Origin of the sequence: Salinivibrio siamensis, from assembly GCF_001996005.1 — a bacterium.
GTDB classification, from domain to species: Bacteria; Pseudomonadota; Gammaproteobacteria; order Enterobacterales; family Vibrionaceae; genus Salinivibrio; species Salinivibrio siamensis.
This window is the reverse complement of sequence record NZ_MUFB01000030.1, coordinates 1-25,454: the sequence shown is the minus strand read 5'-3', so window position 1 is coordinate 25,454 and position 25,454 is coordinate 1. Positions and strand designations below refer to the sequence as shown.

The following is a 25,454-nucleotide window of genomic DNA, read 5'->3' as shown; positions in this document are numbered from 1 at the left end:
TTTATGATTGCGTTGCGGCTTTCATTTCTCTCACAAACTGAGTGAGCGCATGAAGCATTGTGGGCACATCATTTTGATGCTGCTCGATGATTTTCACCACCGCCGAGCCAGAAATCGCGCCTGCTGCCCCGGCGCTGATCGCTGCTTTGACTTGCTCAGGGGTCGAGATGCCAAAGCCAAGCAGCGGACGCGGTGCTTCATGATGATGCAAGGTGCCGAGTAAGTGCTCAACAGGCGTTCCCGCCTTGGCCTCGGCCCCCGTTACCCCCGCGCGCGACACCAGATAGGTATAGCCACGACCGAGCTCCGCAACCTTAGCTAAGGTTGCATCGTCTGCGTTGGGTGGCGCAATAAAAATCGGATCAATACCATGCGCCAAGGCTTGTTCACGAAATGGCGCAGATTCAGCAATTGGCACATCTGCTACCAGCACCGAATCGACACCCACTTCCGCGCAGCGGGTATAAAAAGCGTCAACACCACGGGCGTAGACGAGGTTGGCATACATCAGCAACCCAATTGGAATGGTCGGATGCTTGGCGCGAATGGCTGCCAGCATGTCGAAACAGGTATCGGGGGTGGTGCCAGCCGATCTTGCTCTAATGGTTGCATCCTGAATGGTCGGGCCATCAGCCAATGGGTCGGAAAACGGCATACCAAGCTCCAGCGCGTCGGCGCCGCCTTCAACCAAGGCATCGACCACGGCGAGTGATTGTTCTGGATTTGGATCCCCCAAGGTGACAAAAGGAACAAAGGCACCTTGCTGTTTGGCATCCAGATTTGCGAACATCGCTTGATATCGAGTTGATGATGCCATCATGACAGCTCTCCTTTGCCTTCTAAAATGTCATATACAGTGAAGATATCTTTATCGCCACGTCCGGATAGATTGACCACCAAAAGCTGCTCTTTTTCAGGATCAGCGGCAATCATTTTTTGGGCTTGAGCCAGTGCATGGGCAGATTCTAGCGCGGGAATAATACCTTCGTTGCGCGCAAGAGCTTGAAACGCTTCTAAGGCTTCATCGTCGGTGACCGCCGGATATTCGGCGCGACCAATGGCGTTAAGGTGCGCATGCTGTGGCCCCACTGACGGGAAGTCCAATCCGGCTGAGACTGAATACGACTCTTCCACTTGACCATATTCATCTTGCATCAATGGGGACTTCATACCGAAGAAAATACCGGGTTTGCCGTGCTTTAAGGGCGCGCCGTGTTGATCGGTATCGAGTCCTTTGCCCGCTGGCTCAACACCAATTAAACGCACGTCTTTGTCATCGATAAAGTCAGCAAACATGCCAATGGCGTTTGAGCCGCCACCCACACAGGCGATCACTGCATCCGGTAAGCGACCTTCTACCTGCTGAATTTGCGTGCGGGTTTCCTCGCCAATAATGCGTTGAAACTCGCGCACAATGGTCGGGAAGGGGTGCGGGCCCGCCGCAGTGCCGAGCAAATAGTGTGCGGTATCATAGTTGGCTGACCAGTCGCGCATCGCTTCGTTACATGCATCTTTTAACGTGGCAGAGCCCGCATGTACTGGGATCACAGTGGCACCCATCAGCTTCATTCGAAACACATTAGGGCTTTGGCGCTCAACGTCTTTGGCCCCCATGTAGATGCGGCATTCCAGCCCCAATAGCGCACACGCCAGCGCAGTCGCCACACCGTGTTGGCCGGCTCCGGTTTCGGCAATGATTTCTGATTTGCCCATACGCTGGGCAAGCATCGCTTGGCCTAGTACTTGGTTGGTTTTGTGCGCACCACCGTGTAGCAAGTCTTCACGCTTAAGATACAGCTTGGTGTTCGTCCCTTTGGTGAGGTTGCGGCAAAGCGTCAACGCGGTGGGTCGTCCGGCATACTCTTGCAGCAGGCGGATAAAATCGTCTTTAAAGTTCGGATCGTCTTGGGCATCAATAAACGCCTGTTCGAGCTGATCCAGCGCAGGCACCAGAATTTGGGGCACGTACTGACCACCAAATTCGCCAAAATACGGGTTAAGCTTGCTCATAATTATCCTTTTACGTCTTTAACTGGGGCCGAGATACGTTGACTGTCTTGGCGACATCTATCCTCTCAGCCAAATCAATCATCTCGGCAAATCAACTATCTCGAAAAATCAATAGCGGCGAAGGGCGCGGAACGCCGCGTGTAACTTGTTGGCATCTTTCACGCCGGGCGCATGCTCGACGCCGGAGTTAAAATCCAGCCCGAGGCAGCCCTGTTCAGCCGCTTTGGCCGCATTCTCGGGGGTGAGCCCGCCGGCAATCATGACTTTGTCTTTGGCGGTTTTAGGGATCAGGTGCCAATCAAAGGTTTTACCCGTGCCGCCAGATTGTTGGCCGACTCGACTGTCTATAAGGTGGCGATCAGCATTCACGCCATCTAAGGCCGGTGCGACATCAGAGACACCGTGCGCTTTCCAAATTTCACAGTACTCAGGGAGCTTTTCGCGCAGTGCTTGTAGATACGCTGCGTCTTCATCACCATGCAGTTGCACCGCGTGAAGGCTTAGCTGTTGGGCATAGTCTGCTACGGTGTCCAGCGCATGATTTTGGAACACGCCCACATAGCGCAGCGGCGCGCCTTGCTGTACGCGCTCGGCCACGGCGGGAGTGACAGCACGCGGGGAGTGCTCAACAAAAATAAGTCCACCGTAGACCGCGCCWGCSTKATAGGCGGCGAGGGCATCRTCRGCGGTRGTRAGCCCACAGACTTTATTTTCYCCCAGGATCACTTTACGTAGCGCGAGGGTCAGATCGGGCTCTGCCATTAATGCACTGCCAATTAAAAAGCCATCCGCGTGGTGGGCAAGATCGCGCACATGACGGTGGCTATGAATGCCACTTTCGGAAATCACGATCGCTTTTTCGCCCACTTGTGGTGCTAAGCGTTTGGTGCGATCGCGATCGATGCTTAAATCGCGCAAATTCCGGTTATTAATCCCAATCACCACCGCTCCTAGGGCATTGGCACGCGCGAGCTCGTCTTCGGTGCTCACTTCGGTAAGCACGCCCAGCTTTAGCGACTCGGCTAAATCGGCCAGCTCGCGGTATTCGGCGTCGTCGAGTACCGACAGCATCAATAAGATTGCATCGGCTTGATAATGACGTGCGAGGTAAACCTGATACGGGTCGATAATAAAATCTTTACAAAGCACAGGCGCATCGACTTGTGCGCGCACGATCGGTAAGAAGTCAAAACTGCCCTGAAAGTGGTCCTCGTCCGTCAAAACTGAAATGGCCGCGGCAAAGGGTCGGTAGGCACGGGCGATACTGGCTGGATCGAAGTCTTCTCGGATCAACCCTTTTGAAGGTGAGGCTTTTTTGCACTCCAAGATAAACTGTGAGCCCGGCGCGGCCAGTGCAGCACGAAAATCGCGATCACTGAGCGTCAGTTGGTCGATAAAGCTATCCAGCGGCTGAGCACTTTTGCGCGCGGCTACCCAGCGTTTTTTGTCATCGACAATGCGGCCTAAAATGGTGTCGTTGAGGGCTGAGGTGGTCATACTGCGCTCCTTTGTGCTAACGCTTGCATGATGGTGTAAGGCTTGCCCGACGCCATCACGTCCAAGGCCTGTTGTGTGTTTGCTTTCAAGTCTTCTTGTCCGAATAAGCGTAGCAAGAGTGCCACATTGACAGCCACCGCCGCTTGCTGGGCGTCTGTGCCTTTACCTTGCAAAATCGCGCTGATCATCGCGCGGTTTTGCTCCGGTGTGCCCCCAGCAATGCTGTCCAGCGGGTATTCGGATACACCAAAGTCGCTGGGGGTTAAGGTGTAATGCTCAATTTGGGTCGGGGTGATTTCTGCCACCGTTGTGGGGCCGTGGATAGCCACTTCATCCAGACCGTCACCATGAACCACGGCTGCGCGCGTCATGTTGAGGTTTTGCATGGTTTGTGCAATCGGCGCAACTAGGGCTTGGTCGTACACGCCCATCAGCTCAATGCTAGGTTTCGCCGGATTAATTAGCGGCCCAAGTAGATTAAAGATGGTGCGTGTTTTCATTGCTTGGCGCACGGGCATCGCGTGTCGTACGCCGGTGTGGTATTGCGGCGCGAATAAAAAGCAAACGCCCAGATTATCCAAGGCCTCGCGGGCGTGGTCGGCAGGCATCGCCAAATCAATGCCAAAGGCGGCGAGTAAATCCGATGAGCCCGACTTGCTCGATACCCCGCGGTTGCCGTGTTTGGCAACTTTCACGCCACAAGCCGCGGCGACAAAGGCGGCCGTGGTTGAAATATTAATGGTGTTCGCGCCATCGCCTCCTGTGCCGACGATATCGGCAAACGGATAACTGGGGCGGGGGAAAGGTTCGGCGTTGTCAGTCAGTGCTTTTGCCGCGCCCGCGATTTCTTCAGGCGTTTCCCCTTTAATCTTCAATGCGGTTAATGCGGCCGCTAATCGCGCTGGCTCGAGTTCGCCCTGAATAATCGCACTAAACAGCTGCTCGCTTTGCGCTTGGCTGAGTGACTGTTGTTGGTAGAGCGTCTCTAGTAGTTGATCCATCACTGTACTTAACCTCGGTATTTGTCTGTTCGAGCTCCGTGCTTATCTGGCACGTGTTGTTGTAAGCGCTAATGTTGTTAGCGCTGATAATAGCCACTGGCCCAATCGATGGTGTGGGTGAGCAGGGCAGCACCTTGTGCGGTCAAAATAGATTCTGGGTGGAATTGATAACCGACCACGTAGTCGGTATTGCTCACCACGGCCATCACTTTTTGCGCGTCGCCATCCAAGGTCGTGGCGATGACATCCAAGCTGGCCGGCACCTCAGTGGCCACCAGCGAGTGGTAACGGGCCACGGTGAGTGGGGATGCCAATGGGCCAAATACCGCATGYTGYTGGTGGTGCATGGCYGAGGCYTTGCCGTGCATGATGGTGCCAGCTCCGGCGACTGTGCCGCCGTAGGCTTCGACGATCGCTTGCTGACCCAGACAAATCCCTAGCATCGGCACTTGGCCGCGCAGCCTTTCAATCAACGCGGGCATACAGCCGGCATCAGAAGGCGCACCTGGGCCAGGGGAGAGCACCAGCAGTGGTTGGGGCAGGGAAAGAATATGACGAACAATCGCCTCGGCCTCTAAATGATTGCGGAACACCGTGACCGGGTAACCGAGTGCGCGAAATTGATCCACCAAGTTGTAGGTAAAGGAGTCCATGTTATCGAGCAGCACGATGTCCATTTGCGGGGTACTCATGATTGGCCTCCTTGGTGGGCGGTTTGAATCGCATGGATCACCGCTTGAGCTTTGCCGCGGGTTTCGTCCGCTTCGGCTTGAGGGTCAGAATCAAACACCACGCCTGCACCGGCTTGCACGGTGGCAAGGCCGTTTTCAACGTAGGCAGAGCGGATCACAATGCAGGTATCCATCTCTCCTGATCCGGTAAAATAGCCCACGGCCCCGCCATAACTGCCGCGTCGACACTGTTCGGTGTCACGGATGAGCTGCATCGCCCGAAGTTTAGGTGCACCGGTGAGCGTACCCATATTCATACAGGCTTGGTATGCATGCAGCGCGTCTAGATCGGGTTTCAGCTGACCCACTACCCGAGAAACTAAATGCATCACGTGGCTGTAGCGGTCGACTTTGAGCAAGTCGGCGACATGGCGGCTACTGGGCGTGCTAATTCGCGCCACATCGTTGCGGGCCAAATCGACCAGCATCATGTGCTCGGCGTTTTCTTTTTCATCATTGCGCAGCTCAAGCTCAATGCGGCTATCCAAGTCGTGATCAATATCGCCTTGGGCAGTTTTCCCGCGTCGGCGTGTGCCCGCGATGGGATAAATCTCAACCTGATTAGTCGCTTGAGTATATTTAAGGGCGCTTTCTGGCGAGGCGCCAAACAAGCTAAATTCGCTATCACGCAGATAAAACATATACGGGCTAGGGTTGCCACGCTTCAACGCTCGATAAGCATTGAGCGGCGAGGGACAGGCGAGGGTAAAGCGGCGCGATGGCACCACTTGAAACACATCACCGGCAATCACGTGCTTTTTCAGCGCGTCGACTTGCTGACAAAAGTCTGAATCGGAGACAGAAACCGCGACGCTGTGATCGGTGACCACGGGCGCTTCAGGAAGCGGCGCAGGCGATAAGCAGGCTTCTTTGATGCTTTGCAAACGACGCGATAAATCCACATAGTGGGCGCGGGCGTTATCACCGCCAAATAAGGTGCCTTGTAAGCGCGCTTGGCGATGCTGGTGGTCAATCACCAGCAAGCTTTCTGCAACATAAAAAAGGTAGTCGGGGCAGTGCTCGGTGCCCTCCACCGCTGGCAGCGTTTCAGTGCTGGCCACCAAATCATAGGCAAAAAGGCCACCGACAAAGAGCGCATCGTCAGGTTGGTTATTCAACGCAACACTTTGTTTGATAACACGCAGGGCATCAAACACCGACGCTTGGCGCAGACGGGCGTCTTCATCCAACAGCGCGCCATTGTCGTTGGGATGGCGGAACGTCAACTTCAAAGCGGGGAAGTCTCCATCCTTGGCCTGCGCTACCTCACAGGCGAGGGCTTTCAGCGCTGCGCTCTGGGCGATGCTCTCCAGCAAATAACTGCCATTATGAGTAAGCGCTTGTAAGGTGACGCGCTGCCCGCGGCATTCAATGCGCACGGCGGCATCGATCAGCATCAGGCTTTTAAGGTTGCGTTTGGAGTCAATCTCTGCCGACTCCAACAGCATGCTATAAGGCTTATCTTGGCACACGGCGGCATACAACTCGGTCGGGTCGGCCACATAAGGCACCGAGAGTTGGAGCGTATCAAGCTCGCCATGTTGGGGATCATGAGTGTTCACAGCTCTCTCCCTGCCGCTTGCACAAAGGGGGTGAGTTCTTGCATCAGCTGAGCGAACATATCGCCAGTTAAGGCTTGGTGACCGTCTGACAGTGCTTCGCTTGGGTTTAAGTGGCTCTCCACAATGATGCCATCCGCGCCCACCGCCGCTGCGGCGCGTGATAGTGGCGTCACCAGCTCTCGCACGCCGGTCCCATGGCTTGGGTCGACCAACACTGGCAAATGGCTGCGCTGCTTCATCAAGGCCACGGCATTCAAGTCCAAGGTGTTACGTGTGGCGGTTTCGTAAGTGCGAATACCGCGTTCACATAAAATCACATTGGGGTTACCCGCATCGACAATATATTCCGCTGCTAGCAAACACTCTTCGATAGTGGCGGAAAGCCCACGTTTTAACAAGACAGGTTTGCCAGTTTCGCCTACCGCTTTGAGTAAGCCATAGTTTTGCATGTTACGTGCGCCAATTTGCAAGCAATCAATGTACTCGCACACGGCGTCGACTTGGCTAATTTCCATCACTTCTGACACGGTTGGCATGCCAGTCAGGTCACTGGCTTGTTTGAGCAGCTTTAGCCCCTCAATCCCCATGCCTTGGAAATCATAAGGACTAGTGCGTGGTTTAAAGGCGCCGCCCCGTAACACACGTGCGCCGTGCGTTTTGACTCGCTCCGCCACGGACAATAGTTGTTGTTCGGATTCCACCGAGCAGGGGCCTGCCATAACCACGAAGTGTTGACCGCCCACGGGTACATTGCCGATATGCACCACGCTGTCATGCGGCTGTACATCACGGCTCACACGTTTGTACTTGGTTAAAATCGGTTTGACTTCCTCAACCAGCGGATTAGCCTCAAAATGGCATTGTTGCAGCACACGTTCATCACCCAGCGCGCCCAATACAATGCGCTCCACTCCCGGCATATAAAGCGGTTTTAAACCGCATTGCTCGATTTGATTGAGGAGGGCTTTGGCATCCTGCTCGGTGGCTTGGGGCTTAAGTACAATAATCATCAAATATCCTTTTAAACTATGGTTGCCGGTTACCGTGGCTGAATGCGTGGTGGCACGATAACGCGTGATGGCAAAACTGAGAGACAAAAACGCCCGCATCAGTGGCGGGCGTTGTGATTAAGGTGGCTGTCTATACAGCGCGTCACACCGCCCGTGAGGAGCCGTGCCACCAAATAAACGCAACAGAGGTCATGGATGTCGCCAATACACTCACGGCCTGTTCGGCAGTGGGTGCAGTGTGAATCGAATGTGATCTAGACGCGGCGTTGAAATACATGCTGCGAGACTCCGTTGTGACTGTTACCCTTAGCGCCATATCGCTCCCCGAGACTGAGAAGTGGTGCGCGTTAACTTGTGTACTAGTAAACTGATATTTTGCTTCTGTGTCAACGGGGAAATCGAAAAGAATGCAGAAAAAGTGCGGACTAAACACACGATAATAAAGAGCAAAGATATTCACCGTGCTCGCGAGCGCTGGTCAACTTGGCGCATTCACATCGACTGAGCCCGCATGGCGCGTACTCAGCCTCAGGCTGATATAGCGCAAACCGACAGTGCCAAGGCGCGAGCACATTAAGGAAACCCGGTACACCATGATCATTGATTTACATAGCCATACCACTGCCTCCGACGGCCGCTTATCACCAAAAGACTTGGTGCAGCGCGCGGTCGAGCGTCGCGTGGGCGTGTTGGCAATTACCGACCACGAYACCACCGCTGGACTGGTGGAGGCGCAAGCAGAAATTGACCATCAAAACTTGCCCCTTACGCTGGTCAACGGCATTGAGGTTTCAACCTTGTGGCAGAACTTTGATATCCACATTGTAGGGTTAAATGTCGACCCCCAGCACCCGGCGTTAAYCGCATTGATTGCGGARCAAGCTGAGCGACGCCAACAACGTGCTGAGCTGATTGCTGAGCGGTTAGAGCGCTCGCACTACACAGGGGCGCTCGCAGGTGCGCGCGAACTGGCTGGCGATGCGCCGCTCACCCGTGCCCATTTTGCGCGCTGGTTGGTGGAGCAAGGTCACGCGAAAACCATGCAAGCCTGTTTTAAGCGCTTTTTAACCCGAGGGAACACCGGCTATGCACCACCGAACTGGTGCTCGATTGCAGAGGCCGTTGAAGCGATCCATGAGGCTGGGGGACAAGCGGTGCTTGCTCATCCGGGGCGATACAAACTCAAAGCCAAGTGGCTGAAACGATTACTGGCTGCGTTTTCTGACGCCAATGGCGATGCTATCGAAGTCGCTCTTCCTCAGCAGTCGCAACAAGAGCGTCGTTTGCTGGCCGATTACGCGCGAGATTATGGTTTGTTGGCCTCGCTGGGGTCGGATTTTCATTACCCCTCTCCTTGGACAGAGCTGGGCCGCAATTTATGGCTGCCGAAGGACAGTCAGCCGGTTTGGTGTGACTGGACGTGGTTAGAGGCGGCTGAACAAAAATGGCAATCAGTAAATCAACTAGATAGCGACAAGTCAGACGCGTTACAATAACGAAATACGTTATATTGATAGCGATAAGGATTATCCGGCGCGCAGACCATTCACGCTGGATTTGCGGTGCGCATCCCCATGGGGTCAAGCTACAGCAGGAGGAACCATGAGTCAGTTTTTTTATGTCCACCCAGAGAACCCGCAAGCGCGGCTGATCAAACAAGCGGTGGAAATTGTCCGAAACGGTGGAGTAATCATTTATCCGACTGATTCGGGCTATGCGCTTGGCTGTCAGCTTGAGAACAAACAAGCGTTAGAGCGTATTTGCCGTATTCGCGACCTCGATAAAGATCATAACTTCACCTTGTTGTGTCGCGATCTGTCTGAGTTATCACTGTACGCACGGGTCGATAACGTTGCATTTCGCTTGATTCGTAACAATACACCTGGCGCGTATACGTTTATTTTCAAAGCAACCAAAGAAGTGCCAAAACGGTTGATGAATCCAAAACGGAAAACCATTGGCATTCGCGTACCGGATAACCAAATCGCCCTGGATTTGCTCGAGGCGCTGGGTGAGCCGCTAATGTCGACCTCACTGATTTTACCGGGTAACGACTTTACCGAATCCGATCCCGAAGCAATTCGCGATCAGTTAGAGCACAGTGTGGATTTGATTATGCACGGTGGCGTATTAGGTGAGCACCCCACCACAGTGGTTGATTTCAGTGAAGGCATGCCTGAGGTTCGCCGTCACGGGAGTGGTGATCCCGCCCCGTTTGATTAATGTCTGACTGCGGGTGAACCAACGCACAGTGTCGCGCGTAATTACCCATGCAATGTTCTTGTTCTGATGTTGCGTCAACCTGTGGTTGACCTTCCATTCCCGCCCAGCCACCTTGCTGGGCGTTTTTTTGTCCAGGTGTTTTGCGATTGACTCAGCCACAACAGCTGATATGCCGTGAACGCGTGAAACTGTTTCTCTATCTCTATGCTTATTGGTATCATTAACGGCTGGCTAACTCATTATCGTTAGCTCTTATGCCAATCGTGACAGTGATGACGCCTGTGAAGGCGACAGTAAGGTAAAAAACATGAGCGAAAAATTACAGAAGGTGCTAGCGCGTGCTGGCGTAGGTTCACGCCGCGAAATGGAAGGATACATTCAAGCCGGCCGGGTGAGTGTTAACGGTGCCGTCGCCAAACTGGGTGACCGCCTTGATGATCCCAGTGCATTGGTGCGTGTTGATGGTCATGCGGTGCAGCTTAATGCGCCTTCTGAGTCTGTGTGTCGCGTTCTTGCATACAACAAGCCAGAGGGTGAACTGTGTACGCGAAGCGACCCAGAGGGGCGTCGTACGGTATTCGATCGCTTGCCCAAATTGAAAGATGCGCGCTGGGTAGCGGTTGGCCGTTTGGATGCCAATACCTCAGGCTTAATGCTGTTCACTACCGACGGTGAACTAGCGAATCGTTTGATGCACCCAAGCCGCCAAGTGCAACGTGAGTACATGGTGCGTGTGTTTGGTGACGTGAACGAAGATATGGTGAAAAACCTTGTTCACGGCGTAGAACTAGACGATGGCGTGGCGCGCTTTGAAGATGTCGTTTATGCGGGCGGCGAGGGGATGAATCACACTTTCTATGTGGTGATTACCGAAGGGCGCAACCGTGAAGTGCGTCGTTTGTGGGAAACCCAAGGTGTGACCGTAAGCCGTTTGAAGCGTGTGCGTTACGGCGATATCTATCTTGAAAAAGATCTGCCGCGTGGTGGTTGGCGTGAGATGGATCTGAAAGAAGTGAATTATCTGCGCGAAATGGTAGAGATGAAGCCAGAGTCGCAAACGGTTATCACGCCAGATGATCAAAAGCGTAAAAAGTCGCGCCAGAAGATCCGTCGTGCAGTACGCCGTTACGAAGAGCGCATCGATAGCAATGATAAGCCGAAGAAAACACGTCAGGCTCGTCGGGGTAACGCACCTGCGGCAGGACCGAAAGGCGGAAGCCCGAAAAAGGGCAATCAGCGCTCGGGCGCGCCGCGTAGTAAAGGCAAACCAAGAACGCGTAAGTAAGTCTGCGTGATGTTCGCTAAAGCCCGGCCATGTGCCGGGCTTTCTATTTCTGTGTGACGCTCTAACTCGTCGCGCTCACTATAACAGTTGCAGCCTTATTATCCGTCGTATCGGTTGGCCTCTTTCATTTCAGTTATGATAATGATTATTGTTTGTGTTATCTTGGAGTTTATTTACAATTTTGTCGATAAAAGGATGTGATGACAACGGCATTAGCACCAGAGCAAACCGCACGCTTTGACCGTATCGAGCGGGTTCTAGACTTTATCCACGCAAACCTTGACCAACCGCTTTCTGTCAGTGAATTGGCCGCTCACAGCTGCTGGTCTCGCTGGCAATTGCAGCGCGTGTTCTCGGAACAAACGGGCGTGAGTGTGGCGCATTATGTGCGTGAACTCAGACTTAGCTATGCCGCCAAACAGTTGCTCTCTCGGTCCGATAGAGTGATTGATATCGCGCTGTCGTTTGGGTTTACCTCAGAGGCGAATTTTTCCCGCGCATTTCGTCAGCAGTTCGGGGTGAGTCCTCGTACGTATCGCCAGCGGGGGGTGATGGATGGTATTCGAACACCACTGCATATTACGACACTGGCGACTCCCAATCCGTCTTGGCTGTCGGTGCACATTCAAACGCGATCATCGATCACGCTGGTAGGGCAGACGTCGCCTATATTAGGCTTGTTTGCACCTGAGCCCGATTTTACTGACGTGGTGCCTAAGCTGTGGCGTGATGCGCACGAGGCTGGGTTGATTGATGTTGGTCAGCCAAGCATTGGTGCGATTGATGTGGCCAGCGCTGATACACTTCAAACCCCGTTACCCTACCTCGCCGGTCAGCAGCAAGACGCGCTGCCAATCCCATCTTTAGCCACGTGGACGGTGCCAGAGGCGACCTATGCGGTGATTACGCATTTGGGACCCGTGAGTGAACTGCCTAAGACCTTGCATACCTTTATCTATCATTGGTTGCCTGCCTCAGGGTACCGATGCACGGATGGTATCGAGCTTGAAGTCTATCCGCCTGGATATCAACCAGAAGCCGATGATGCGGTAATGACGTACTGGATCCCGCTGGATTGTCATCATCATGCACCAAAATGAACAGTATTCACCATGCACACCTTTAAAATGCGAATGATTCCGTTTTACGTTTAATTTGCATTGAGAGGAAAATCATCATGGATATGGGTTGTGCACGCGTGCAGCAGGTTGCCAGATGGCGACTGTCCCCGTTAGCGATGGCGGTCATGGGGAGCTTGATGCTGCCATCAGCTTATGCCGAGTCGCAACACGCCGAGATGGAAACCATACAAGTCTTAGGCGACACTTACCGCAATACGGCCACTAAAACAGTACTGGCACCAGAAGAAACACCTCAAGCGGTCACTGTCATCGACCGAGAGGCCATCGAACAGCGTCAAGCCAGTTCATTGAGTGAAGTGGTGCGTTACACACCGGGTGTAAATACTGAACTGCGGGGTGGGGCCGTCACGCGACTCGATCTCTTTAATATTCGTGGTTTTATCAACTATCAGAACTTTTTTGATGGTCTCGCGGTACCTTACAACACCTGGAATTTACAGCCACAAATCGATCCGATTGCGATTGAACAAGTGGAGGTGTTTAAAGGGCCGACGTCGGTGTTATACGGGAATATTCCACCGGGTGGGATGGTGAATATGATCGCCAAGACACCGCAACAAGAGGCGGCGCACCGTGTGACGATGAGCACCGACTCTGATGCACTGCGTGAAGTGTCTGTTGACAGTACTGGTGCGATTTCTGACACCCCATTGGCGTACCGGATGGTGGCGCTGGCACGACAAAAAGATGGCCAAGCGGGCGATTCAGAAGAAGAGCGTTATGTCGTCGCCCCATCGCTAGATTGGCGGGTGTCGCCAGATACGTTGGTGAACGTTAATCTTTATTACCAAGCGGATCCGGCGGCGGGCATTTATACCTCATTACCGGCCAACGGCTCGGTATTGCATAGTGACCAAGGCAGCCTTTCTAGCGATAGCTTTTCCGGTGACAACAACTGGAATACTTATGATCGTGAGTTTCTGATGCTGGGTTACAAGGTGCAGCACCAGCTTTCATCAAACTGGTCGTTGCTGCACTCGGCACGCTACACAGATGCTGATTTGCTGCAAAAAAACATGTATCACCGAAAAAGCGATGACGGCCGCCACTATCCGCGAAACGCTTACTTAACCGATGAAACAATGGCGGCTTGGGTGGTCGATACACAGCTTTCTGGTGATTTGAACTGGGGGTCGGCACAGCACTACACCTTGTTCGGTATTGATTATCAAGATATGTCTTCCGACGTTGACTATGACGATACTTTGGCGAATGTGGTGCCGGATATTGATATTTTCGATCCCGATAATAACCAGGTTAACCCCGACTCACTCAGTTTTGCTTACCAAGAAGACCATGATATTGAAGTGACACAGACTGGCCTCTATGCCCAAGATCAGATCTTGTGGAACCAATGGGTGTTGCTCGCTGGGGCACGTTACGACGAGTACGAGTTAAAAGATGACAAGCAAACCTTAAGTAGTGCCTCAGAGAAAAACATTCGTCACTATAATCTGGCATTCCGTGCCGGTGCGATGTACCAGTTTGACAACGGCATTTCCCCTTATCTGAGTTACTCAGAAAGCTTTGAACCAACCGATATGGATAATCGGGGTAATGTGTTTGACCCTTCCACGGGTAAACAATGGGAAACCGGCCTCAAGTACTTGTCACTAGACGGTAGCACTGGCGTCAACGTGGCGTTGTTCGAGCTTAAAAAGCAAGACGCGCTGGTGAATGATCCCAACGACTCATACGCGAAAATTCAAACCGGTGAAATCCGCTCTCGTGGAATAGAGGTTGAGTTTAATCATGCACTTAGTGTAGAGACGGATGTGGCCTTAACTTATGGCTATATTGATATGGAGATCACGGATGACCCTAACCTAGAGGGCAAGACCCCAGTTTGGGTGCCAGAGCAGACTGCCAGTGCGTGGCTGAATCACCAGGTCAGTGCGGGGACACGCGTGAGTTTAGGCGCACGGTATGTGGGTGAGTCACAGGGTAACGCCACCAATACCTTTACGGTGCCCGACTATACGGTGTTTGATACCGCGATTAGTTACGATCTTTCGCAAGCATCACCGTCGCTATCAGGCGCAAAATTGTCCCTATCTGCGACAAACTTGTTCGATAAAACCACTTACAGCTGTTTTGATGAATTGAACTGTTGGTATGGGGACGAACGCAACATCAAAGCCAAACTCAGCATCGATTTTTAAATCGGTTTGCTAAAACGAGCGCCCCCAGCCATGGGGGCGCTATGCTTAGCGCTTAGGTTGTGCATCAATACACTGGCCGTGCTCGCCAATACCTTCTGGGGCCATCAAATACAGGTAAAGTGGCATAATATCGAGAGGCGTTTTGAGCGTGTCAGGGTCTTCTCCTGGGAAAGCGCTCGCGCGCATACTGGTGCGGGTACCGCCTGGGTTGATGGCGTTGACACGGACCTTGGTATCAGACATTTCATCCGCCAGCACTTGCATCATGCCTTCGGTCGCGAACTTAGAAATCGCATAGCTGCCCCAATAAGCACGCCCTTGGTGGCCGACAGTCGATGTGGTAAACACCACGCGAGCATCGTCAGACTTTTTCAATAATGGCAGCAGGGCTTGCGTCATGAGCATGGTGGCTTTGACATTCACCTGCATCACATCGTCATGAGATTTTTCATCAATCTGATCGAACGGGCTCAGCACACCGAGCAAGCCAGCATTATGCAGTACGCCGTCTAAGCGCCCGAACTGTTGTTCAATGGTGTCTGCCATATCCAAATAATGCTGACGCGTGGCACCCAGCATATCCAATGGGATAATCGCTGGTTGTGGCGCGCCCAAAGCATCGATTTCATCGTATACTGCTTCAAGTTTTTTCACGGTGCGGCCGAGAAGGATGACGGTAGCGCCTTTCTCTGCATAGCTAAGTGCGGCTTGGCGGCCAATGCCAGCGCCCGCACCGGTCACCAAAATCACACGCCCTTCAAGCGCGTTTGAGCTTACTTGGTAGTCCACGATATAAATCCTTATTTATTGTTAAACGTAGATTATTGTAAGGTTGCGGGTAAGGTGTGACAACCAAGTGCGTGATGTACGGTTAACGGCATTGCCAACATAGCGACAAAAAAGAGGATACAACATTGGATTTCATTGCGGATTATGGGCTTTTTCTGGCAAAAGTCGTCACTTTCTTATTAGCGGCATTTGTATTGGTCGCTTTAGTGCGCGCCGCGAGCGACAAAGGGGGGCAAAAAGGTAGCCTAAAGCTCACTGACTTAACTGAGCGGTTTAAGCATTATCGTCAATCGCTAGAGCAGCACTTGTACAATGAATCGTCGTTAAAAGCGCGAGAGAAAGACGAGAAAAAAGCCAAGAAGAAAGAAGAAAAGGCGCAAAAAGCCGCAGCCAAAAAGCAAAATGAGCCATCGGCTCAACGGGATCCACAATTGTTTGTGATCCACTTTAAAGGCAGCATCGATGCCCGCGAAGTGGAGGCGTTGCGAGAAGAAGTCACGGCGATTTTGTCGGTAGCAACCGAAAAGGACGAAGTCTTGGTCAACGTCGAGAGTGGCGGCGGTATGGTGCATGGCTACGGCCTAGCGGCGTCTCAGCTGACACGCTTCCGTCAAGCAGGCGTGCCCTTAACCGTGGCGGTCGATAAAGTGGCCGCAAGCGGCGGGTATATGATGGCATGCGTCGCGGATAAGTTGATTGCAGCGCCGTTTGCGATCATTGGCTCGATTGGGGTGATTGCCCAGCTGCCCAACTTTAACAAATTGCTTAAGAAGAACGATATTGAATTTGAGCAGCTGACCGCCGGTGAATTTAAGCGCACGCTAACCATGTTTGGTGAAAACACTGACAAAGCGCGCGAGAAGTTCAAAACGGAACTGGAAGAAACCCATGGCCTGTTCAAGGCGTTTATCAGCGAATACCGCCCGTCTCTTAATGTCGATAAGGTTGCCACCGGTGAACACTGGTTTGGTAACCAAGCATTGAGTCTGGGATTGATTGATGAGGTCTGTACCAGCGACGAGTATTTGTTCCAGGCGGCGAATAACGAGCGAAAAGTGCTGTCGGTGTCTTACCATCAGCGTAAAAACATTGCTGAAAAGCTTGCTGGCGCATCCGCGGAGGTGGCAGATCGTGTGCTGCTAAAATGGATTAGTCGTGGTCAGCGTCCGTTGGTTTAACTCACTTCCCGAGTGCTGCCTGTTAGCGTTGGGCGATAAACAACGGAAGAAAATAGCGGTAACAGGCGCACGATAATGAGCGAAATAGCCATAATAATGTGAGCCAAGCCAAAGATTACCGCATCCATTTAGCTATTTTGCGTGCGGCAATGGTAATGATTAGCGCGTTTTTGCCGGAAACCGGCATGAAGAACAATCGGGATATTACCATCACAATTGCTTAACAATTGTGGAAGGGACGAGCAATCAGCGTGTTTTGCTGCGAATTTAGTTGATATTCGGCTAGACTCGCTCAATATTGTAAACAGATAGCGGCACTCCGGCATGGAAGTGCAACGCAACGAATTTTCGACAGTTTTAGCGCAAAGGGCGTCAATTAGGTCATTATGGGCAAATCTCTCGTCATCGTGGAGTCCCCAGCAAAGGCGAAAACGATCAATAAATACCTCGGCAAAGACTTCGTGGTGAAGTCGAGTGTCGGACATGTTCGTGACTTGCCAACTGGAGCGACGCAAGGCGGTAAAAAGGCCGCACCTGTGTCCACGAAAGGGCTCAGCGCCGAAGAAAAAGCGCGAATTAAAAAAGAAAAAGAACAGAAGGCGCTCATCAACAAGATGGGCGTTGATCCTTACAATGGCTGGCAAGCAAAATACCAAGTGTTGCCCGGTAAGGAAAAAGTCGTCGCCGAGCTTAAGTCACTGGCTGAGAAAGCCGACAACGTTTATCTCGCAACGGATTTGGACCGCGAAGGGGAGGCCATTGCTTGGCACCTGCGCGAACTCATCGGTGGTGATAACGACCGCTTCAAACGCGTGGTCTTTAATGAGATCACCAAAAATGCGATCACACAGGCGTTTGAAGCACCGGGTGATGTCAATATCGACGGTGTCAACGCACAGCAAGCGCGGCGTTTCCTCGACCGTGTGGTGGGCTTTATGGTCTCGCCGTTGCTATGGAAAAAAGTGGCGCGAGGCTTGTCGGCCGGTCGTGTGCAGTCGGTCGCGGTAAAGCTGCTTGTTGAACGTGAGCATCAGATAAAAGCTTTTATTCCCGAAGAGTTTTGGGATGTGCACGCCGACACGCTCACACCGAAAGAGCAGGCGCTGCGACTGCTCGTGGCGCAACAAAACGGCAAAGCCTTTAAGCCGAAAAATAAAGATGAGGCAATGGCGGCGGTGTCGGCTCTCGAGCACGCCAGCTTTGTGGTGCGTGATCGCGAAGATCGCCCCTCAACGAGTAAGCCCTCGGCGCCTTATATCACCTCAACATTGCAGCAGGCGGCAAGCACGCGTCTTGGCTTTGGGGTGAAGAAAACCATGATGTTGGCGCAACGCTTGTATGAAGCCGGCTATATCACTTACATGCGTACCGACTCGACCAACCTCAGCAAAGAAGCGGTCGAAGCGGCTCGTGGCCATATTGCCAGCGAATACGGTGAGAAGTACTTACCAGCGTCGGCGAACGTGTATGGTGCCAAAGCCAACGCTCAAGAGGCGCACGAGGCCATCCGGCCTTCTGATGTGGGTGTCAATGCCAGTGATTTGCAGGGGATGGACCCTGATGCGCATCGTTTGTACGACTTGATTTGGCGCCAGTTTGTGGCCTGCCAAATGGTACCGGCAAAATATGACTCGACGACCTTGACGGTCGACGCGAGCGATTACACCTTGAAAGCAAAAGGGCGCACACTGCGCTTTGACGGTTGGACTCGGGTACAGCGGCCTTCAGGTAAAAACGAAGACCAAACCTTGCCAGCGGTTGAGGTGGGTGAATCACTGACACTCGACAAGCTTGACCCGAAACAACACTTTACTAAGCCACCCGCCCGTTATACCGAAGCGGCCTTGGTCAAAGAGTTAGAAAAAGCGGGCATTGGTCGTCCATCGACGTACGCGTCTATTATTTCCACGATACAAGACCGCGGTTATGTGCGAGTTGAAAACCGTCGCTTCTATGCTGAGAAAATGGGCGAGATTGTCACTGATCGTCTCAACCAAAGCTTTGCCGATTTGATGGACTATGACTTTACCGCTCGTATGGAAGCGTCGCTCGATAAAATTGCCGAAGGTGAAGCCGACTGGAAAGCGGTGCTTGATGATTTCTTTGCCGATTTCACCGCAGAGCTTGAACAAGCCGAGCAGGATGAAGACGAAGGTGGAATGAAACCCAACAACATGGTGATGACAGATATCGACTGTCCAACCTGTGGGCGTAAAATGGGGATTCGTACCGCATCGACTGGCGTGTTCCTCGGTTGTTCGGGCTACGCATTACCCCCGAAAGAGCGGTGTAAAACCACCATCAACTTGATGGACGAAGATGGTATTGTCAATGTGCTCGAAGAGGACGTTGAAACCGCTGATCTTCGGGCGATGAAGCGTTGTCCGATTTGTGAAACGGCAATGGACTCTTACCTCATTGATCAGCATCGCAAGTTGCACGTGTGTGGTAATAACCCGAGCTGCGAAGGCTATGTGGTTGAAAAAGGGGAGTTCAAACCCAAAGGCTACGATGGGCCTGTGGTAGAGTGCGACAAATGTGGTAGCGACATGGTGCTGAAAAATGGCCGTTTCGGTAAATACATGGGTTGCACCAACGAGGAATGTAAGAACACGCGTAAGATCCTCAAAAATGGGGACGTTGCGCCACCGAAAGAAGATCCGGTGCACTTCCCAGAGTTGCCATGTGAAAACTCGGATGCCTATTTCGTGTTACGTGATGGTGCCTCTGGCCTATTTATGGCCGCGAGTAATTTCCCCAAATCCCGCGAGACACGTGCGCCGCTGGTGGAGGAGCTTCATCGCTTCAAAGACCGCATTTCGGACAAGTTCAAATACCTTGCCGATGCGCCGCAGGAAGATCCCGATGGACGTCCTACTGTGGTTCGTTTTGCACGTAAAACCAAAGAGAATTACGTGCGTAGCGAGGAAGATGGCAAGCCAACGGGCTGGTCAGCCTTCTTTGTTGACGGTCAGTGGGAAGTCACTGATAAACGCAAGAAGAAAGCCAAAGCCTAATGGGCGTATCACGCCAATGATTTAAACCCGCCGCCAAGGCGGGTTTGTTGTTTTAGGGCAAGCACGCCTTTGCTTGATCCGTCCCAATATCTCTTCGATAACAGTTGTTAAAATCTCGCCTTTGTCTTTTTCCGTTGAGGCGTTATGGATCTGCATCAACTCGTTAATACACTAGGCCAAGATTTAAAACACCGTTATGGCGAACGTGTTCATAAGCTCACACTGCATGGTGGTTTTAGCTGTCCCAATCGTGATGGTACGCTCGGGCGGGGCGGTTGCACCTTTTGCAATGTCGCATCCTTTTCTGATGAAACCGCGCAGCACCAATCCGTTAGCCACCAGTTGCACCAGCGTGCGAAAGAGGTAGACCGAGCACGTCGTTATCTGGCGTATTTTCAAGCTTATACCAGTACTTATGACGAGGTTGCGCGGTTAAAGGCTTTGTACGAGCAAGCATTAGCGCGTGAAAACATGGTCGGGCTGTGTGTCGGTACACGGCCAGATTGTGTGCCCGGCCAGGTTTTGACGCTGTTGGCGGGTTATCGTCAACAAGGATTTGAAGTCTGGTTAGAGCTTGGTTTACAAACGGGTCATGACAAGACGTTGAAACGCATTAACCGTGGCCATGATGTGGCAGTGTACGAGCGAATCACTCAACAAGCCCGTGCACTGGGCATTAAAGTATGCACGCATTTGATTGTTGGTCTGCCCGGTGAGGGCATCACCGATCATCAAACAACGATTGACCGGGTCGTGAGCACAGGCACCGATGGGATTAAACTGCACCCGCTACATATTGTCGAGGGTAGCACCATGGCGAAAGCGTGGCGTGCAGGGCGTCAAGACGCGATTACGTTAGAAGACTACGTCGACAGCGCCAGCATGATGATCCAGCGAACGCCTCCTGAGGTGGTGTATCATCGCGTGTCTGCGAGTGCACGTCCACCGACGTTACTGGCCCCTTCATGGTGCGAGAATCGCTGGCTAGCGATGACCGCCATTGCTAACCAGCTGGACAAACACGGTGCACAAGGGGCTGCGCTCGGCACCTCTTTTATCGCGCGTTAGGCTCTGATTGTGACGAGGAAAGGCCGGGAGTGAGCCGGCGCAGCAGCTGTCCAATATCTTGCAGCATCAGATATAAACAAGGCACCAGAAACAGCGTTAGCAAGGTGGCAAACATCACCGCAAAGCCAAGTGCGACGGCCATTGGGATCACAAATCTTGCTTGCAGGCTGGTTTCAAACATGATGGGCAACACCCCCGCAAAGGTGGTGATAGACGTCAGTGTGATGGCCCGAAAGCGGGCACAGCCTGCGTCGATAACTGCTTTTTTGATCGCAACCCCCGCGTGACGCGCTCGATTAATATAGTCAGTCATCACCAGCGCATCGTTGACCACCACGCCTGCGGCGGCAATCAAACCAAAGGTCGACATCATACTTAAATCAATATCAAACCAATAATGTCCCCAAATAGCACCCGTTAAGCTAAAAGGGATCACCGACATGATAATCAGTGGTTGCGTATAGCTTTTTAAGGGCACAGCTAATAACGCATAGACCACAATCATCCCGGCAACAAAGAAAAGCTTTTGTTCATCTTGCTGTGCTTGTTGTTCTTCAATCGAACCACTGAGTTCACTAGTGACATCCGGATAACCGGCCAATACCTCTGGTATGACGGATTGTTGAATGGTTTCCACTACTTCATTGGGTTCGACTAACTCTTCATCAATCGCGCCATAGACATAAACCGTTCTAAATCCTGCTTCGCGGCGCAGACTACTCACACCGGGTTGTTGCTCCAGTTTCACCACATCGCCCAACATGACTTGTTGACCGGTGGGGGTGGTGATCACGGCATAACGCAGTGATGAAAATGCCTCCCGCGTTAATTTGGGGTAACGCACCATGACTTTTATTTCTTCACCGTCACGGATTAGACGTTGGGCTTCCCCGCCATAGAAACTCCCTCCTACCTGTTGAGCAATGGTGGTGAGATCCAGCCCCAGATCATGAGCCACGGGCGTGAGGGAAATGAGCACTTCCTGACTGCCTGAATCGATGGATGAGGACACATCGAAAAGACCCGCTTGCTGGTTAAGGCGCGACATTAAAGCACGTCCGGCCGCATTGAGTGTGTCGATGTTGGGCCCAAAGAGGAGAAAGCCAAACTCATCACCTTGTTCTCCACCATTCACGTCATCTTGAATGGTTAGTTTTTTAACTCCTGGGATCTCCGGCATCGCCTCACGCCAGCGCCGCGACAATTCGAAGGTGGTAAAGGGGCGCAATGTATCATCGACTAAAGGAATCACCAGTTGTCCCGAGGTTCGCCCTTCATTAAATACGAGCGTGTCTTGCACCATGGCTTGGCCCGTCTCGGCTTCTGTGGCGTTATCGACGCGGTAGACCATGCCTTCAATGGCTTTGAGTGCGGCAATGGTTTGCTCACTCGAGGCGTTATTGTTCATCTCAAGGCGAATATTGGGAAAATCATGCGGGACTTTGGGCGTAGGCACCATACGCACGTGGCTGGCAACCACCAACGAAATACTGATAGCTAATAAGGCAACAAACAATGCGAAAGCCGACCAGCGCCAATGTACCGCGAAGGTGACGGCGCGGCGGTATGGTCCATTGACGAAGCGATGGAATTGCCGATTAAAACGCGAGCGGAAGCTATTTGATTTGGGCGTGGAAAAGTGGGTGTGCGCCAAGTGAGCGGGCAAAATAAGCTTCGACTCTACCAAGCTAAAGATGAGACACAAGATGACGATTGACGCGATGCCAAAGAAAAAGGCGCGTTCAGGGCCGCTCGACATGATAAAAGGTGCAAAAACGGCAATGGTGGTGAGTACGCCAAACGTGGCAGGTGTGGCAACACGCTGCGCCCCGGCGACAACGTTATTGACGCCGCCACCTTTGTGCTCCACTTCGGTATAAACACTTTCGCCGATAACGATCGCGTCATCGACGACAATCCCCAACACCATAATGAACGCAAACAGTGAAACGATGTTAATGCTGACCCCAATCACTGGCATTAGCATGACCGCGCCAAGAAAGCATACGGGCAAACCGATAAGCACCCAGAGGGCAAGTTTAAAGCGCAAAAACAATGTCAGCAGTAGCGCAACCAATACCGCCCCTTGTAATAAGTTTTTTAGCATCATATCAAGGCGGGCATTAAGGTAGTGTGTCATGTCGACCACCGATTTGAGTGCCAGCCCGGCGGGCAATGCTGCGTTTTTGTTTTGTATGTAGTCTTTGACGGCGTCGGCAACGGTCACCATATTTTCGCTAGCGGTTGCATTCACCGAGAGAAAAATTGCGTTCTGCCCCGAGTACTTAAAGTAACGCTCGCCTTCGGTAAACCCGTCTTTGATGGTGGCAATATCCTGCAGCAATAACCGACTGCCATTGGGGCCGATTTTAATTGGGATCTGGCGAAACTCATCACCGCGATAACGCTGGTTCTCGACGCGAATTGCAATCATGCCGCTGTCGGTACGTACTTCACCGGCAGAGAAGTTGGCGGAATAGCGGGCAATGGCGTCACTCACCTGATTAAGCGTGAGGTTATACTTGCGCAGAATACGGGGGGCTACCTCGATGGCAATCTCGTAGGTAGGGGCACTGAGCTCCACCAAGGTGACGTCCTTGAGTTGGAGGAGTTCGTCTTCAATGTCCTGTGCCGCGCGTTTTAGCTCAGTGAGCGGCTTATTGCCTACCACTGCCATTTGAATGACGGTTTGGCGAAACTCCACTTGCGCGACATTAAGCGGTTCCATCGACGCGGGGAGATTAGAGAGGGCATCGACCTCTTGCTTTACGCGGTCCAGGACGAGATTGAGATCTTCCCCAACATCCACTTCGATTTCTACTTGACCAAATCCGCGCCGCGCGGTTGAAACCACAGATTCGATCCCGGTGACATCTTTAATGGCTTCCTCCACTTTAACTAAGATGCTCTCCTCTACCTCTTGGGGGGAGGCGCCGGGATAGTCAGCGGTAATATGAATATAGTTAATCTCGATGTTAGGGAACATCTGTCGCTGAATGAAAAAGTAACTGGCAACCCCCATGATGAGTACAAACACCATGATCAGGTTTGCAGCAACCGGATTGTGGGCAAAATAGGCAATGAGCCCACGCGTTGGCGTGTCAGCATTACTCATTTTCACCCTCCGGCGATACCTGCGATGCCACGCGAACCGTCATGCCAGGCTCGGGGAATTCAGGCAGCGTGGTAACCACTTGGTCATCATCGCTTAAGCCTTGGTCAGCGTAGATATACTGGCCTTCCGTTCTCACCACGCGCAGTGTACGCGGGGTGAGTTTTCCTGCTTGATCGACGACCCAAACTTGGCGATTGTTCATCAAGGATTGCGGAAGCTTAAAGACGTTCTCCAACGTTGCCCCTTTGAAAGTCGCCTCGATATAACTGCCAAAGGGTAGGGCAGGTTTAGCCGATTGGGTGCCGTAAGGATCATCAAGGCGCACCACAACTCGCATCATGCGGGTGCTTTGCTCCACGATGCCTAGATCGCGCACGAGCCGTGCTTGGCGTTGAGTCGGTTCGCTGCCGTTGCGGGTAAGCTGAACCTCGATCCCCGCTAATGGTGTAGGGAGAAAGAGTGTGTCGAAGCCAGCAATAGGCAAATGCACTTCCGCAGCCTCGATGCTATTAAGTACCCCAACCGGGCTTCCTGCGTTAATGTACTGCCCAACCCCGACGTCTCGCGACACGACGAGCGCATCGTAAGGGGCGGTCACTTGGCAGTTTTCTAAGTCGCGTTGTGCGCGCTTTAACGCCGCTTGTGCCGATTTTACGCGGGCTTTTGCACTGAGTACTTGTGGCTTGCGTAAATAGAGATCGGTGACTTGTGAGGATGGAAGGCTTTTTGCCTGACGTCGTGCCACTGCCGCCTGGGCTTGTTCTTCTATCAAGGCCGCTTTTGCACTGGCAAGGTCGGCTTCGGCGCTCAGTACCGCGGCTTGATAGTTATCAGGCTCAATTGAAAACAGCACATCACCACGTTTAACAATGCCGCCAGCAACGAAATTTGGATGCCATGCGACCACTTCACCGGACACTTGGGCAGAAAGCTGTGTAGTCTCTACAGGGGTGACTTCACCGTGGGCCCGTAAAACCACTTGATGTTGAGTTGGGTGAACAACGCGTGTCTCAACAATTGGTGGGGGCGGGGACGCAGCATTTTCTTGAGTAGCTGTCTCTGTTGCCGCGATGGCGGTATAGCCAAGATAGCCAAGACCGAGAATAACAAGAGGTAAAAACCAACGTAGTCCTTTCATTGATTCCGGGATCCTTTTTCGCCATGGCGTGGTGGTGTGTTGCGCTATGGGGGCGCTTAACGCTTCATTGACTAATTTATCACGCGAATCTGTTGATTGAATGACAGGTCAACCTAACTTTTGATGCGCATCAGTTTTTTACAAGGGTCAGTACGGCTTGATATGCAACAGCGATCGTTGGACGGTGATGCAAAAAGGCCTCAGTTATAAGACAAGGCTTTGCCGCGGGGGAATACCGATAACGAAAATATAGTTTAAGTCGTAGTTATTTTTCATAACAAAATTACAGTCACCCTCAATTTTAGGCGTTTTTTTGCCGTTTTTGACGATAAAAAAACCTTTTTTATGTAAAAAAAGACCTTTCCCTATCCATTTCCTTCTCGTTAATTTCGTAATAAAAATAAGTTGTATGGTTTTTGTCGTTTTTGACGTGATTTTCTATCCATGTTTTATGATATTCATTTCATATTATTTGCATGAAAGCACTTGCCTGCGGGTACTGTGACTTTTGGGTTTTTATTTAAGG

19 protein-coding genes and 1 other annotated feature are annotated in these 25,454 nt (G+C 52.2%); of the genes, 9 read left to right on the top strand and 10 right to left on the bottom strand.

From position 1 onward, the window contains the following. Position 1 precedes the first annotated feature (1 nt). The 7 genes from trpA to aroF all read right to left on the bottom strand — a co-directional run bounded on the left by trpA (position 2) and on the right by aroF (position 7,811). Positions 2-817 (bottom strand): tryptophan synthase subunit alpha, encoded by an 816-nt coding sequence (trpA, locus tag BZG73_RS13515; protein ID WP_407690286.1) that lies wholly within the window; start codon positions 815-817, stop codon positions 2-4. Then, positions 817-2,010, bottom strand: a complete 1,194-nt coding sequence (trpB, locus tag BZG73_RS13510; RefSeq protein ID WP_077668564.1) for a tryptophan synthase subunit beta — start codon at positions 2,008-2,010, stop codon at positions 817-819. The genes trpA and trpB overlap by 1 nt, the downstream gene beginning before the upstream one ends. Before the next feature lie 108 nt (positions 2,011-2,118). Next, positions 2,119-3,507: a bifunctional indole-3-glycerol-phosphate synthase TrpC/phosphoribosylanthranilate isomerase TrpF gene (trpCF, locus tag BZG73_RS13505; RefSeq protein WP_077668563.1), complete on the bottom strand. Its 1,389-nt coding sequence runs from the start codon at positions 3,505-3,507 to the stop codon at positions 2,119-2,121. After that, positions 3,504-4,508: an anthranilate phosphoribosyltransferase gene (trpD, locus tag BZG73_RS13500; protein WP_077480177.1), complete on the bottom strand. Its 1,005-nt coding sequence runs from the start codon at positions 4,506-4,508 to the stop codon at positions 3,504-3,506. Before trpD ends, trpCF begins: the two co-directional genes overlap by 4 nt. 77 nt (positions 4,509-4,585) lie before the next feature. Beyond that, entirely contained in the window at positions 4,586-5,200 is a 615-nt protein-coding gene (locus BZG73_RS13495) for an aminodeoxychorismate/anthranilate synthase component II (protein ID WP_077668562.1), read from the bottom strand. Next, the gene (locus BZG73_RS13490) at positions 5,197-6,801 is read right to left on the bottom strand and encodes an anthranilate synthase component 1 (RefSeq protein WP_077668561.1); all 1,605 of its coding nucleotides are present in this window, start codon (positions 6,799-6,801) and stop codon (positions 5,197-5,199) included. Before BZG73_RS13490 ends, BZG73_RS13495 begins: the two co-directional genes overlap by 4 nt. After that, positions 6,798-7,811, bottom strand: coding sequence for a 3-deoxy-7-phosphoheptulonate synthase (gene aroF, locus BZG73_RS13485; RefSeq protein ID WP_077668575.1), 1,014 nt, complete (start codon positions 7,809-7,811; stop codon positions 6,798-6,800). The genes BZG73_RS13490 and aroF overlap by 4 nt, the downstream gene beginning before the upstream one ends. A gap of 83 nt (positions 7,812-7,894) precedes the next feature. Then, positions 7,895-7,989, bottom strand: a sequence feature (Trp leader region). A 415-nt stretch (positions 7,990-8,404) separates the two neighbouring features. On the opposite strand from aroF, the gene rnm reads away from it, so the two are divergent. From rnm to BZG73_RS13460, 5 genes are all read left to right on the top strand, one after another. Further along, positions 8,405-9,307 (top strand): RNase RNM, encoded by a 903-nt coding sequence (gene rnm / locus BZG73_RS13480; protein WP_077668560.1) that lies wholly within the window; start codon positions 8,405-8,407, stop codon positions 9,305-9,307. A 106-nt stretch (positions 9,308-9,413) separates the two neighbouring features. Next, positions 9,414-10,034: an L-threonylcarbamoyladenylate synthase gene (locus BZG73_RS13475; RefSeq protein WP_046073430.1), complete on the top strand. Its 621-nt coding sequence runs from the start codon at positions 9,414-9,416 to the stop codon at positions 10,032-10,034. A 307-nt stretch (positions 10,035-10,341) separates the two neighbouring features. Beyond that, positions 10,342-11,319 (top strand): 23S rRNA pseudouridine(2605) synthase RluB, encoded by a 978-nt coding sequence (rluB, locus tag BZG73_RS13470; protein ID WP_077606344.1) that lies wholly within the window; start codon positions 10,342-10,344, stop codon positions 11,317-11,319. 200 nt (positions 11,320-11,519) lie between these two features. After that, positions 11,520-12,419: an AraC family transcriptional regulator gene (locus BZG73_RS13465; RefSeq protein WP_077668559.1), complete on the top strand. Its 900-nt coding sequence runs from the start codon at positions 11,520-11,522 to the stop codon at positions 12,417-12,419. Between the two features lie 77 nt (positions 12,420-12,496). Further along, the gene (locus BZG73_RS13460; RefSeq protein ID WP_235606074.1) at positions 12,497-14,623 is read left to right on the top strand and encodes a TonB-dependent siderophore receptor; all 2,127 of its coding nucleotides are present in this window, start codon (positions 12,497-12,499) and stop codon (positions 14,621-14,623) included. A gap of 45 nt (positions 14,624-14,668) precedes the next feature. On the opposite strand, the gene BZG73_RS13455 is transcribed toward BZG73_RS13460, so the two are convergent. Next, the gene (locus tag BZG73_RS13455; RefSeq protein ID WP_077668558.1) at positions 14,669-15,412 is read right to left on the bottom strand and encodes a YciK family oxidoreductase; all 744 of its coding nucleotides are present in this window, start codon (positions 15,410-15,412) and stop codon (positions 14,669-14,671) included. A gap of 125 nt (positions 15,413-15,537) precedes the next feature. Here BZG73_RS13455 and sohB point away from each other — a divergent pair, with 125 nt between their 5' ends. From sohB to BZG73_RS13440, 4 genes are all read left to right on the top strand, one after another. After that, positions 15,538-16,590, top strand: a complete 1,053-nt coding sequence (gene sohB, locus BZG73_RS13450; RefSeq protein ID WP_077668557.1) for a protease SohB — start codon at positions 15,538-15,540, stop codon at positions 16,588-16,590. 98 nt (positions 16,591-16,688) lie between these two features. Next, entirely contained in the window at positions 16,689-16,814 is a 126-nt protein-coding gene (locus BZG73_RS16220; protein ID WP_268794217.1) for a hypothetical protein, read from the top strand. A gap of 162 nt (positions 16,815-16,976) precedes the next feature. Next, entirely contained in the window at positions 16,977-19,607 is a 2,631-nt protein-coding gene (gene topA, locus BZG73_RS13445; RefSeq protein WP_077638948.1) for a type I DNA topoisomerase, read from the top strand. Between the two features lie 144 nt (positions 19,608-19,751). Continuing rightward, positions 19,752-20,675 carry a TIGR01212 family radical SAM protein gene (locus BZG73_RS13440; RefSeq protein ID WP_046073424.1) on the top strand — a complete coding sequence of 308 codons (924 nt, stop codon included), beginning with the start codon at positions 19,752-19,754 and terminating at the stop codon, positions 20,673-20,675. On the opposite strand, the gene BZG73_RS13435 is transcribed toward BZG73_RS13440, so the two are convergent. Then, positions 20,662-23,790: an efflux RND transporter permease subunit gene (locus tag BZG73_RS13435; RefSeq protein ID WP_077577950.1), complete on the bottom strand. Its 3,129-nt coding sequence runs from the start codon at positions 23,788-23,790 to the stop codon at positions 20,662-20,664. The genes BZG73_RS13440 and BZG73_RS13435 overlap by 14 nt on opposite strands. After that, positions 23,783-24,928 (bottom strand): efflux RND transporter periplasmic adaptor subunit, encoded by a 1,146-nt coding sequence (locus BZG73_RS13430; RefSeq protein WP_077668556.1) that lies wholly within the window; start codon positions 24,926-24,928, stop codon positions 23,783-23,785. The genes BZG73_RS13435 and BZG73_RS13430 overlap by 8 nt, the downstream gene beginning before the upstream one ends. Between the last annotated feature and the right edge of the window lie 526 nt (positions 24,929-25,454).

Bases quoted from the DNA above. Each gene is read 5' to 3' on its own strand.
- topA (WP_077638948.1), top strand. From the start codon at position 16,977: ATGGGCAAATCTCTCGTCATCGTGGAGTCCCCAGCAAAGGCGAAAACG.
- BZG73_RS13460 (WP_235606074.1), top strand. From the start codon at position 12,497: ATGGATATGGGTTGTGCACGCGTGCAGCAGGTTGCCAGATGGCGACTG.
- BZG73_RS13430 (WP_077668556.1), bottom strand. From the start codon at position 24,928: ATGAAAGGACTACGTTGGTTTTTACCTCTTGTTATTCTCGGTCTTGGC.
- rluB (WP_077606344.1), top strand. From the start codon at position 10,342: ATGAGCGAAAAATTACAGAAGGTGCTAGCGCGTGCTGGCGTAGGTTCA.
- aroF (WP_077668575.1), bottom strand. From the start codon at position 7,811: ATGATTATTGTACTTAAGCCCCAAGCCACCGAGCAGGATGCCAAAGCC.
- BZG73_RS13475 (WP_046073430.1), top strand. From the start codon at position 9,414: ATGAGTCAGTTTTTTTATGTCCACCCAGAGAACCCGCAAGCGCGGCTG.
- trpD (WP_077480177.1), bottom strand. From the start codon at position 4,508: ATGGATCAACTACTAGAGACGCTCTACCAACAACAGTCACTCAGCCAA.
- BZG73_RS13465 (WP_077668559.1), top strand. From the start codon at position 11,520: ATGACAACGGCATTAGCACCAGAGCAAACCGCACGCTTTGACCGTATC.
- trpB (WP_077668564.1), bottom strand. From the start codon at position 2,010: ATGAGCAAGCTTAACCCGTATTTTGGCGAATTTGGTGGTCAGTACGTG.
- trpA (WP_407690286.1), bottom strand. From the start codon at position 817: ATGGCATCATCAACTCGATATCAAGCGATGTTCGCAAATCTGGATGCC.
- BZG73_RS13435 (WP_077577950.1), bottom strand. From the start codon at position 23,790: ATGAGTAATGCTGACACGCCAACGCGTGGGCTCATTGCCTATTTTGCC.
- BZG73_RS13440 (WP_046073424.1), top strand. From the start codon at position 19,752: ATGGATCTGCATCAACTCGTTAATACACTAGGCCAAGATTTAAAACAC.